Here is a 12087-nt window from a genome sequence, read left to right as displayed (position 1 = left end):
GTAAGGTTTTTATTTGGCCCTCATTTTATTGCCTCTTTTTTCATGGGTCACTTCCGCAAGGCCCAAAGCTTCCATCAACGGGGGTATATACATCCCAAAACGCCCTCTAAAATTCTTTTTTAGACCATACCAACCTCTAATGGGATTTTCGGGAGATCTGCCCCAATGTTCAACAGTTCCCTTTTGGCTCTCTTGTTTTTCATCCTTGCTTCCAAGGTCCACCCAATCGTTATGTTCCTTGAGCATCTGGTAAAGGTCGTCGATACACCTGATATCGTAATGTAACACGGTCTTCCCAACGGTACACACCAATATCTCCTTTCCATCTTTTTGGTCTACATGCATTGTGTAGTCCGAAGAAAGAGGGGGAGTTTTTAGATGAAGGGGATTTTCTTTGGTCCCGATGCTCTCTTTATAGCTCATGGATGATATAATTATGATTGTTTTTGTCGGTAGGGTGTCCAAGTTGCTCCTATTGTACCACGGGCAAAGCCCTGTCCGGTCCAAAATACTTGAAGAAAATAAAGAATGTGATTACCGAAAGGACCATACCTATCATGAATATGGTATAGGTCCAACGCAACAACTTGTATTTTCTATTGAGTACCAAGCCCAGGAAATATAGGTCCTTGGTCAGGGAAGAGTAGATATAATCCCTGTCCTTGATCAATTCATTGATGGCCCATTCATATTCTTTTAGCCCCATCTTATGGAAATTTCCAAAGAACAGCAGGTTGACCCTCTTTTGGTCCACATCTTCTTTGGTGAATTCCCCTTGGGTTACGTTGGGCCTCGTGGCCATAACCGCCAAGATCATGGATACCACACTGAACAATACAAAAATAATGGTCGGGTAGATCAGATAGTCATTGGAAGGGTTGTCCAATTTGGGTATGAGGTTGGACAAGGCCAAAGAGATGATGATGGCATTCACGGACAACAGTATATTTGCTTTGGTATCGGCAATATCACTCAGGGTAATATGGTTTCTTAAGGTTACCCGAAAAAGCGTCTGGATTCCACGATCAGGGCTTTCATTTTTGAGTTTTGCTTTGAGGGACTCCTTTTTGATCAATTTTTTTTCGGACTTCTTGCCCTTGACCATTTTTTTAAGGTTCTTGTCCTTGCGTTTTTGCCAATTTTTTTGGGCGTAATCTGTGTAGAAGCGGTGTTCCGTGCGGAACATTTTAATATTTTCCTTTCTCCAGTCCTTAATGGAATAGTGGACGATATCCAATTTTGAAAGTTCCTCACGCAACAATTCTGAAGTGGCGATATACGATTTGCTGGACAGGTGGGAGGAATCGGCATCCTTAATGATCTCCTCTGCCAGATCTTTTGGGGTATAAAAGCGTTTTGTGGCCATGATCAGTCTACAGATCTCCTCTATCCCTTTTTCGTCATAGTTTTGCTCTTGGAGATATTTTTTGGCAATCGCGCAACTTTTTTCCTCATGATCCATGGACCCCTGGGTATAACCGGTGTCATGAAGCCAAGCCGCCAACTCAATTGCTTCATTTTCTTTATCATTCAAGTCATAGGCGTCCAGTAATTCTTTAGTATTTTTAACGACTCTTTGGGTATGCCGTAGGTTATGGTATAAATAATCGGACGACAATTGCTCGTTCAGCAAATTGGTAACAAAGTCTTCGGTATCCTTAAGTATGTTTGACATAGATCACTTTTACGGTCCCTAAATTACAAAATTAAAATCTTTAACTTTGATTGGTATGAGTAAACATTTTGTCCTTATTGCGTTTCTTCTAATGTTTGTGAATTGTGCTACATACGAGGCAAAATATGTCAATATTGAAAACGCCAAGGATAAACCTACAACCAAAGAAATTTCCCATACTTTTTATTTGATCGGTGATGCCGGACTTTCCCCAATGGGTGGAATGAATCCCGCACTCAAAATTTTTCAGGAGAAACTAAAAAAGGCCGATACCAATAGTACGGCGGTATTTTTAGGGGATAACATCTATCCTGCCGGTCTACCAAATCCCAAGGATTCCACGGTAGCTTATTTTAATGCCAAAAACCATTTGGACGCCCAATTGAACACGGTAAAGGATTACCCGGGGCGGGTGATTTTTATTCCCGGTAACCATGATTGGTACACAGAAGGGTTAAGAGGGCTGAAAAGACAGGAACGGTATGTTGAAATTACCCTGGACAGAAAGGATTCCTTCTTACCGGAAGATGGGTGTCCCCTAGAAACGGTAGATATCAATGAGGAGGTCGTGATGATCACTATGGATACGGAATGGTACCTGACCAATTGGAACAAAAGGCCATCCATGAACGAGGACTGTGAAATAAACAGCAGGGAGAAATTTTTTGGGGAATTGGAGGATGAGATCAAGAAAAATGCCGGAAAAACGATCATATTGGCCATGCACCACCCTATGTTCAGCTATGGGCCTCATGGCGGGCAATATACCTTGTACCAACAATTTTATCCCAAAAGTAAGGTAGGTCCACTTCCGGTCTTGGGAACCTTGGTGAACCTGTTTAGAAAGACTGCCGGTGCGTCCGTAGAGGACATGCAGAACAAAAGATATCGTGAGCTGATCAATAGGATTGTTACATTGGCCAATTATTCGGAAAAGGTCATTGTTGCCTCGGGCCATGAACATTCCCTACAATATATTGTGGAGGAAAACGTGCCACAGATAGTCAGCGGGTCTGGTGCCAAAAAAGGTGCCACCAATTTATTGAACGGCAGTAAGTTTTCAACCGGGCGTATGGGTTATGCCATTTTGGAGGTCTATAAAGATGGTTCTTCTCGGGTCCGTTACTATGGTGTGGATCCCAAGGACAGTACAAAGGAGGAATTTCTATTTACAACGGGCATTTATACAAGGGATACTACCGTAAATGAAAACAAATATCCCGATCAATTTCCAATAGAGGTACAGGCTTCCATATATACCGAAAAAGAAGTGGAGAAAAGTGCTTTTTTTAAAGCGATATGGGGAGAGCGTTATAGGAAATATTATGGGACGAAAATAAAAGCCCGAACCGTAGAATTGGATACCTTGTACGGAGGTCTTACCCCTATCCGTAAAGGAGGGGGGCATCAGTCCAAGTCCTTGCGCTTAGGCCATAAGAGTGGAAAGGAATATGTGATGCGTGCCCTGAGAAAAGAAGCGGAGCGCTATCTACAGGCCATGGCCTTCAAGGACCAGTACATTATTGGGGAATTTGAAGAAACGTATACCGAGGGTCTTTTGGAAGATTTTTATACAGGTGCCCATCCCTATGCTCCATTTACCATGGGGATTCTTTCAGACGCGGCCCAGATATATCACACCAATCCAAAGTTGTTCTATGTGCCCAAGCAACCGGCCCTGGAAGATTTCAATACAGAGTTCGGTGATGAACTCTATATGATTGAAGAGCATGTCTCGGAAGGACACGATGGCTTGGAAAGCTTTGGTAATGCCAAGGATATTGAAAGTACCTATGATCTTTTGGAGAAGCTGAGGTCCGATGAGAAGTATATTGTGGATACGGATATGTATATCAGGGCAAGGCTCTTTGATATGGTCATTGGGGATTGGGACCGTCATATGGACCAGTGGCGATGGGCTGAATTCAAGGACGAGATTCCGGATAAGGTATTATACCGCCCCATTCCAAGAGATCGGGATCAGGTGTTTTCCATTATGGGTGATGGCCTATTGATGAATATTTCCACCAGGCTCATCCCTTCCTTGAAGCTCATGGAGGGCTTTAATGAGAACATACGCAATGTGAAAACCTTTAATTCCAATCCTTTTTCATTGGATATGACCCTGCTCAATGCCACGGTCAAGGACCAATGGGATCAACAGGTTCAAATATTGCAAAATAGCATTACAGAAGAGGTAATTGATGAATCCCTGGCCATGTTCCCCAAAGAGGTGCAGGATGAAACCTTGGGTAAGATAAAGAAGATCATGTTGGCCCGATTGGAATCGCTGCCCCAAATTGCGGATGATTATTACAAGGCCTTGAGCAAACTTACGGTGGTGACGGGGACCGACAAGGATGATTGGTTCGATATTGACGTACAGGCCAATGGTAATGTGGAGGTCAAGGCTTACCGTATTATCAAGGGAGAGAAGGAAAAGCTCTTTTTTAATAAGGTTTTTGATCGCCGGGTTACCAAAGAAATATGGATCTATGGTCTCAACGATGGGGATCAATTTGTTACCACAGGTGATGGGGATTCAGCAATAACCATAAAATTGATAGGCGGTAATGGCACGGACACCTATAACATTGGTAACAGTACCAATATTGCCATCTACGATTACAAGTCCAAAGAAAACAAAATTGACAATGCGGGAGGGGCAAAAATCAAACTTACCGATGAGTATGAGACCAATACCTATCAACCCTTAAAATTGATCAAAAAACAGAACCAATTGGTGCCCACCGCAGGGTTTAATCCGGACGATGGATTAAAACTTGGCGTCAGCAATACCTATACCGTTTATAAATTGAGACAAAACCCATTTACCAGCCAGCATACATTTAATGCCGGGTATTATTTTGGCACCAGTGGTTTTGATCTTCATTACACCGGGGAATTTGCACACGTTTTTGAGAATTGGAACCTTGCCCTTGATGCCCGGTTCACCAGTCCCAATTTCAGTGTCAATTTCTTTGGTTTCGGGAACGAGACGGAGAATTTTGATGATGACCTGGAACTCGATTATAACAGGGTTCGCCTAAAGAATTTAAGTTTTGCACCATCCTTGGTCTGGAGGGGGCAGTTAGGTGCCAGTTTAAGAACGGGGATATCTTATGAACAGGTAGTGGTGGAAGAAACCGCGGACCGTTTTATAAATACCTTCTATGTGGCCAATGGCGAAGAGAACAACAAGCAGTTTTTTGGGATCAATGCGATGTATGATTACTCCAATGTAGATAATACGGCCTTCCCAACCCTGGGTATGGCATCCTCTTTGGAGGTCGGCTATAAGGTGAGCGCCACTGGGGATGGAGAAAGTTTTGGGTATATTGTACCCAGTCTTTCCTTGGATCATAAGGTCATTCCCAATGGCAAACTTGTATTGGCGACCAAATGGAAGGCACATTTCAATATAGGAAATGGATATGAGTTCTATCAGGGCGCCAGTATCGGGGCCAACGATGGGCCGAGGGGCTTTAGGAATCAGCGTTTTGTTGGTAAGACGGCCTACTACCAGAATACGGACCTAAGGCTGAGGTTGCGCAAAATGAGAACCGGGATATTGCCCATGTCCCTGGGTATGTACGGTGGGTTCGACTATGGTAGGGTGTGGCAGCCGGGTGACAGTTCCAATATCTGGCACACCTCTTATGGTGGGGGTTTCTTTCTGAATGCTGCGGATCTGATGTCCTTTAATTTGGCCCTGTTTTATAGCGAGGAAGGCCCACGACTGTCTTTTGGTCTCGGATTTGGCTTTTAACCAAATAGGTTAAGGCAAAACTTATTCCTTCAGCTCAAAGGAATATACATTTTGTCCTGTTCCTGCCCTTTCCTCATCGGTAAGAAGCAAGGAGGTATTGGAATTGGGCTTAAAGGCCACAGCCTCTAATTGCGTAGTTGCCCCTAGTGCTATGGTCTCCATGGTGCCCTGGGCAAAATTGTCCCATGTAAAATTGGTAAACACCCATAATTTTCCATAGCCCAAAAGGACTATTTTGGTGCCATCCGGGGAAATATCCGCTGAGGTCACGATACAGGTATTGGGCTCTTCACAGGTCTCGAAAGAACCTACAAATTCGGCCTTGTAATTGCCTTTTTCCGCCGGTACCTTATAAATTCTCGCTTCACCATTGAAAGGTTTTCTTCGGTTTTTAGTGATCAGATAGATAAAGGATTTGTGATAGAATATAGCCTCGCAGTCATACTGCAATTCCTCTTCTTTGGGTGTAAAATTTTGTTGGTCGGAAAAGTAAAAATCAATTTTTTCAGCGTCAATCTTATCTCCAGGTTCAATATCCGGGTTCGGGATCTTGTAGATGGTAAGGTCTTTGCGCTTTCTATTGTTGTTACCCGTATCTGCAATATAAACGTTGCCCTGGGGATCTTTGGTGAGGTCTTCCCAATCCTCATTTTTGGCATTCTTCACTTCCAGTTCCTTGACCAGATTCCCTTCAAAATCTACTTGGTAGATCTCATCCTTATTGCCATGGTCCTCTACAGACCAAAAAGTGGAATTGTTCAACTGTACCACACCGGAGCTTTCACTAATTTTAGAGGGTAGTTTGGTCACAAAGGTCAACTGTCCGTAATTGGAACAGCTGGTTAGTAAAACTATGAGGAAAAGGGCTAAATATCTCGACATGCAGGCTTTTACTCTCAAAGCTAGGATAATTTTTGTGAGGCTTCAAGGGAAACCGCTTCAAAGGGGGCTATTTAACGTCTTTTTATCAAAAAATAGGAATTCTTTAGTAGTTCCAAGGTGCCAAAGTTGGCGAAACCCGACATTGATCCTGATTCTCCACGTGCAAGGTGAGGTGTATCAGGGAGTTGTGGCATACTGTGATTATTCCAGATACTTCCAAAGTAAACCATCATATGTGTAAAAAATCCAATATATTTATGCGAACTAATCAAACCACTTAAATTAACTCATACTTATGATAGGAATATTATCTTTTGTTGGCTTTACTGCATTGGTAGGTATAATCGCCTATTTTGCCACAAGGAAAACGGATGAAAATTCATCTGATGGTTACTTTTTGGGAGGGAGGAGCTTAACGGCCGGCGTAATTGCCGGATCCCTGTTGTTGACCAATCTTTCCACTGAACAAATAGTTGGCTTAAACGGAAGTGCCTATAAGGACGGACTGTCCGTTATGGCATGGGAGACCTTGGCGGCCATTGCCATGGTTGTTACCGCAGCATTTTTATTGCCGAGGTACCTTAAAGGGGGACTGACCACCGTGCCCCAATTTTTGGCCAAAAGGTTCGATGTTGCCACAAAAACCATCACTTCGGGACTCTTTTTGACCGGTTATGTTGTTGTTTTATTGCCTGTGATCCTTTATTCGGGTTCGGTAGCCGTCAGTGGGATGTTCGATGTCCCCACCTTATTGGGTGTTTCAGATTCAACAGCCCTAGTCATCTGTATTTGGGGTATTGGGATCATAGGTTCCATATATGCCGTATTTGGGGGCTTAAAGGCAGTTGCCGTTTCAGATTCAATCAATGCGATAGGCCTGCTCGCTGGTGGATTTCTAATTCCCATTTTTGGATTGATGGCCATTGGGGACGGAAGTGTTTTTGGGGGACTGGATATCTTAATGTCCACGGAACCAGAACGATTCGATTCTACGGGTAATACAGGTCAGGAAGTACCATTTTCCACCATATTTACGGGGATGATGTTGGTACAATTGTTCTATTGGGGAACCAACCAACAGATCATCCAACGTGCTTTGGGGGCCAAGAACTTGGCCGAAGGACAAAAGGGATTGTTATTGGCGGCCTTCTTTAAAATATTGGGGCCGTTAATTTTGGTTTTGCCGGGAATGATAGCCTATCATTATTTTGAGGGCGGACTTGCCTCCAGTGATCTGGCTTATCCAGAATTGGTGCGGGCCGTTCTGCCAAAGCCTTTGGTAGGATTCTTTGCGGCTGTACTTTTTGGCGCTATCCTGAGTTCCTTCAATAGTGTGCTCAACAGTTCTGTTACCTTGTTTGGTATCGATATCTACCAACAGCATATCAATAAAGCAGCTTCAGAGAAGACCATCGTAAAATACGGGAAGATTTTTGGGGTCATCTTGGCTTTCGCGGCCATGTTTATTGCGCCATTGATTGCCAATGCGGGTAGTCTTTTTGGCTATCTCCAAGAAATAAACGGGATCTATAGTATCCCCATATTTACCATTATCGTTGTAGGATACTTAACAAAACGTGTTCCCGCTATTGCGGCCAAGATTGGGATTTTCTCCGGTTCCATATTATATATCATCAGCCAGTTTTGGCTTGGTCCAAATATGAGGGAGAGTGCTGTAGAGGCAGCAAAAGCTTCAGGGGTTACCGACCCTGCGGCCCTTGGTCTGGTGGAAGCGGATGCCTATCCACATTATTTGCACATCATGGCCATACTTTTTGTGGCCAATATGATTATTATGTTGATCATAGGTTATTTTAAACCTAGGGCAACTCCCTTTGAATTGGAATATACCAAACAGGTTGATATTGTGCCATACAAGCACATCAAGGTGGTTGGTTTTGCCATCATCGCCATAGTGGTCAGTATTTATATCTACTTTGCGAAGTAAGGATTACCACAATTTCAGCATCAGTGAAGTGGTATGGAAGATATAGAAAAGCCATCAGGAAAACCCTGATGGCTTTTTTTATAGCAATTAATAATGTCCGCTAAGGTGTTGCCTTGCGTAAAGGACCGGTGGCCTGTAGAGCGGCTTGTTCATTGCGCTAAATATCCATTACGAGTTTGTAGCCTACCCCACGGATATTGACGATTTTCACTTTGGAATCAAATTCTAGTTTTTTCCTCAATTTTGAAATAAAAACATCCAGGGTTCTTCCCACATAATCCCCTTCATCTCCCCAGACCATATTAAGAATAACCTCTCGTTCCACTGTTTTGTTGGCAGCGCTGTAAAGTAAAAGAAGAAGATCTGCCTCTTTACCGGTTAATTCTATTTTTTGATGTTCAATTATTAGTTCTGTATTGCGTTTATCAAAATGGTATGCCCCCAAAGAGATTAAATTTGGGTCGTTCTTAGGTGTTTTCCTTCTTCGCCATAGAAAAAATAGAACCGAAGCAATCAGTAATAAGAGTAGGGCAACAAGAACTATTATAATATTGAACTGACTTGTCTCCGGGGCTGGCTTGTTGGGTTTTATTAAAGTAAATAAAAGGCTATAACAGGATTTAGGTTGTATTCTTTCTTTGCACGGGATGATGTCCGATTTTGTGATCTCGTCCACCATGAAACTATAGATCACCTCCTGGGTCTCGCATTCATCCATCTCCACGATATAGCTATTGGCCAATCCTGTTTCGTTAAAAATGCTATCAATAGTGGAAACCAGTTCTTCAGGGTTGAACTGAAACTCATTTTCAAATCGGATTCTATAGGAACCATTTTCTTTTAATATGGGCAACACACGAGAGGTACTGTCTTTTGATTTGAGTAGGATTTGATGTCCTATCATTCTCAAAGACACTACAATCTGTTTGTCATCAGTGGTGTCTTGGGCATTGGAACTGGTGATGAACAGCAAGAGCAAGACAAAACTGAAACCTAAGATTTTAAAATTCTTTGGGTGCATGTTACAAAACTATTCGATTAACTGACATTGTAGAATGTTTTACATAAGATTTACAATAATTTACATTTGATAGGGTTACGAAAGGTTCATTTCATCATAGATTTGGTGCCTAGTAAATCCTAAAAATCATAGTTATGAAAAAGAACAATCCTGTATTATGTGTCTCAATACTAATCCTGGGTTTAATGGCTTTTGGGTTTGTGAACAGATCTACTTCAGAATCAAATAAAGTAAGCATCCCAGACAATTTAAACTTAGCCAGTAATCAGAGTCCATCCCAGCATATGGACTTTAGGTACTTTGCAGATTATATTTACGATGTGGGGACAAGGTTCGGTCCCATTAAAAAGGAAGATCTAAATAAGGTCACTTCCTTTTCCGATTTGATAGATGACGATGATGCCAAAAAGATTGTGACATACAAATTTGTGGAGGTTATTGTTATTGAAAATGACAAGGAATCAAATACTCGCGAATCTGGTAACAGTGGTGAATTAACTTCCGCTCAGTTAAATCTCCTAAAGAGGTCCGATTATTCCACCAACCTTAAGATACGAGCTGATGTAATGCAGAAAAATAGCCATACAGGAGAATTGGAAAATAGTTATTGGACGCCTCACCTAACGATTGTTCCTGAAAAGCAAGCAGTATATGTCCATGGGAAGGATGCCCTAATGGAATTTCTCAGAGAAAACAGCAAAGTAAGTTGGGTTAATGTAGTAGAGGACAAATTAAAATCTGCAAGGCTTTATTTTACGGTAACAAAAAATGGAACGATAGAAAATGTTGCCCTGGATAGTTCATCAAATTTTCCTGAAGTGGATCAGAGGATGATAGAACTAATTAAGCAGACACTTGGCAAATGGCATCCTGCTGTAAATACAAAAGGAGAAAAAGTAGATCAAGAATTGGTGCTTTCTTTTGGATTGATGGGGTGTTAATTAAACAGCTACGTGTTCAAAATGTCACTTTAAGATCGTAGTTTGGATCATCACAATACCAGCATCAGTTAAGTTGGTGTAGGAGTCATAAAAAAACCGTCAGGATAATCCTGGCGGTTTTTTATTGGATAGGAACCAATGCAGTCACCTGAGGAGTTGTCTTGTGCAAATGACCGTTGGCCTACAGATGAAGGCAACTCAACTTAAGTTGAAATTTTAAGTTTACCAAGCTCAGTATTTTTGGGTATAATCAAAAACAGATTCACAATGAAAAATGGTAAGAAACAAAAAAGATATTCAGGTTATTTAGAGATAGACGGACATCCCACAAAAAGGTATCGCATTTGTGATGTTTTTATCACCCATGAGGCTTTGGTGCTCAGTACGGTCACACCAATAGGGTGATGCGCCGGACTTTTTCATAACAGTCACTGGATCACCATGCTGCTGTACCGATATGTAAATGGCCTATAGGTTTTTTACCTGCAATTTATGAAATGCATCTGCCTGTAGCTTCAGGAGCTCCTCCGCCTTTTTCTTTTTGTACCTGTAGATTTCCTCTTCCTTGGAAAGATCGTCGTAGACCTTTTGGTTAATGGAGGCATCGGTACTGAAGAGCAGCTCGCGTTCCATTACTTTTTGACTCGCCCATGTCCTAACGACACTTTCCTCATCTTCCAGTTTAAAATCGTAAGGCCCTCTGGGTGACAGTAGTTTTACGATGATGGGGGAGGTCTCGATGGCCAAGAACAATAGAAATATAAAAAATGAAGGAAACCAGGGGAGTTTGTCCAGGGCGCCAATACGTGCCATGAGTCCGTCGAAGCTGTCAATGATGGGCTGGGACCCACTTACCTGTGCTTTGTAGGCGGTCTGCAGGCCACCGATCTGGGTTTCCAGATCACTGATTTTTTTGGCATTGTCCTGTTTGAGTTGTTGTAGTTCCGCAAGGGCGGCATCGTGTTTTTCCCTTTTTTCCTGGTACACCGGCCCTTTGCCCAGTAGTTTGGTGCCCGCGGTACCTTCGGCTTCGGAAATATAGGTGTCGTACAGGGCGTTGGTCTCTGTTTCCTTTAGAGCCACTTCTTCTTTTAAGTTGGATATGTTCTGTCTTAACTCTTCTATTTTGGGATTGTACTGTAGGGCAATCTGATCCTTGTTGGCCAGGGTCAGTTCATTTTTTTGTTCCAAGAGGACCTGGTTGATCTCTTTCTCAAAGATTTTCATTTCCAGGGGCTTGGAAATGACCACGGCGATGATCACGGCCAACAGGATCCTAGGGGTCGCCTGAAAGAACTCGCTCCAGGGCCTCCCATTTTTTTTGATGGTGGAGACAATATAGCGGTCTAGGTTGAAGATGAGCAGACCCCAAATAAGGCCGAAAAAAATGGCGGAATAATAATTGTCAAAAACGGTATAGAGGGCATAGCTGCCTGCGATAAACGCCATAACGGCGGTAAAAAAAACGGTGGCGCCGATGCCGGCATACTTATTTTGTTCCCCTGGGGAGCACGTGCTTAGAATAGAGGCATCTGCTCCGGAGCAGCGAATAAAAAAACGTAGTAACATGATGATGAATAGATTTGATTGATGATATAATGGGTATTGGACGGTAAATATCGCTTTTTGTTACGAAAAAAGCCCTCAAAATGAAGGCTTTAACGTTTGTAATGGTTTTTTGTGGCCCCTTGGTTGGTGCTGAGTGGTTTCTGATTATTGTTTATTTAGGTTTCTACCGCACCTAACCCCGATGGTTGTCCCCTCGAGCGGAGTTGAGAGGTCGTACTTCCCAATGTCATCTCGAGCGGAGTCGAGAGGTATTTTGGATGTTGCTGTCAATGAGGTTTCGAC

9 protein-coding genes are annotated in these 12087 nt (G+C 42.6%); 4 read left to right on the top strand and 5 right to left on the bottom strand.

The genetic code is table 11. From position 1 onward, the window contains the following. Positions 1-9 precede the first annotated feature (9 nt). Together WAA86_RS00045 and WAA86_RS00040 are read right to left on the bottom strand one after the other, a co-directional pair. Positions 10-423 (bottom strand): DUF6855 family protein, encoded by a 414-nt coding sequence (locus WAA86_RS00045; RefSeq protein ID WP_337298918.1) that lies wholly within the window; start codon positions 421-423, stop codon positions 10-12. Between the two features lie 49 nt (positions 424-472). Next, entirely contained in the window at positions 473-1675 is a 1203-nt protein-coding gene (locus WAA86_RS00040) for a Pycsar system effector family protein (RefSeq protein WP_337298917.1), read from the bottom strand. Between the two features lie 55 nt (positions 1676-1730). Between WAA86_RS00040 and WAA86_RS00035 the strand changes: the two genes are divergently transcribed. After that, positions 1731-5444 carry a metallophosphoesterase gene (locus WAA86_RS00035; protein WP_337298916.1) on the top strand — a complete coding sequence of 1238 codons (3714 nt, stop codon included), beginning with the start codon at positions 1731-1733 and terminating at the stop codon, positions 5442-5444. Positions 5445-5465: 21 nt separating this feature from the next. Here WAA86_RS00035 and WAA86_RS00030 read toward each other — a convergent pair whose 3' ends face one another. Next, a complete protein-coding gene (locus tag WAA86_RS00030; RefSeq protein WP_337298915.1) occupies positions 5466-6326 on the bottom strand; it encodes a hypothetical protein in 861 nt (286 codons plus the stop codon). A 295-nt stretch (positions 6327-6621) separates the two neighbouring features. On the opposite strand from WAA86_RS00030, the gene WAA86_RS00025 reads away from it, so the two are divergent. Then, positions 6622-8274 carry a solute:sodium symporter family transporter gene (locus WAA86_RS00025; RefSeq protein WP_337298914.1) on the top strand — a complete coding sequence of 551 codons (1653 nt, stop codon included), beginning with the start codon at positions 6622-6624 and terminating at the stop codon, positions 8272-8274. 157 nt (positions 8275-8431) lie between these two features. Here WAA86_RS00025 and WAA86_RS00020 read toward each other — a convergent pair whose 3' ends face one another. Then, complete coding sequence (locus tag WAA86_RS00020) at positions 8432-9295, bottom strand: winged helix-turn-helix domain-containing protein (protein ID WP_337298913.1); 864 nt, start codon at positions 9293-9295, stop codon at positions 8432-8434. 134 nt (positions 9296-9429) lie between these two features. Here WAA86_RS00020 and WAA86_RS00015 point away from each other — a divergent pair, with 134 nt between their 5' ends. Together WAA86_RS00015 and WAA86_RS00010 are read left to right on the top strand one after the other, a co-directional pair. Further along, a complete protein-coding gene (locus WAA86_RS00015) occupies positions 9430-10236 on the top strand; it encodes an energy transducer TonB (RefSeq protein WP_337298912.1) in 807 nt (268 codons plus the stop codon). Between the two features lie 267 nt (positions 10237-10503). Then, positions 10504-10641, top strand: coding sequence for a hypothetical protein (locus WAA86_RS00010; RefSeq protein WP_337298911.1), 138 nt, complete (start codon positions 10504-10506; stop codon positions 10639-10641). Positions 10642-10704: 63 nt separating this feature from the next. Here the strand turns inward: WAA86_RS00010 and WAA86_RS00005 are convergent, their stop codons facing one another. Further along, positions 10705-11805, bottom strand: coding sequence for a DUF4407 domain-containing protein (locus tag WAA86_RS00005; protein WP_337298910.1), 1101 nt, complete (start codon positions 11803-11805; stop codon positions 10705-10707). Positions 11806-12087: the final 282 nt, after the last annotated feature.

This window comes from Sediminicola sp. 1XM1-17 (assembly GCF_037203765.1).
Lineage (GTDB): Bacteria > Bacteroidota > Bacteroidia > Flavobacteriales > Flavobacteriaceae > Sediminicola.
The sequence above is the reverse complement of the archived record's forward strand: the minus strand, read 5'-3'. Positions and strand labels throughout refer to the sequence as shown.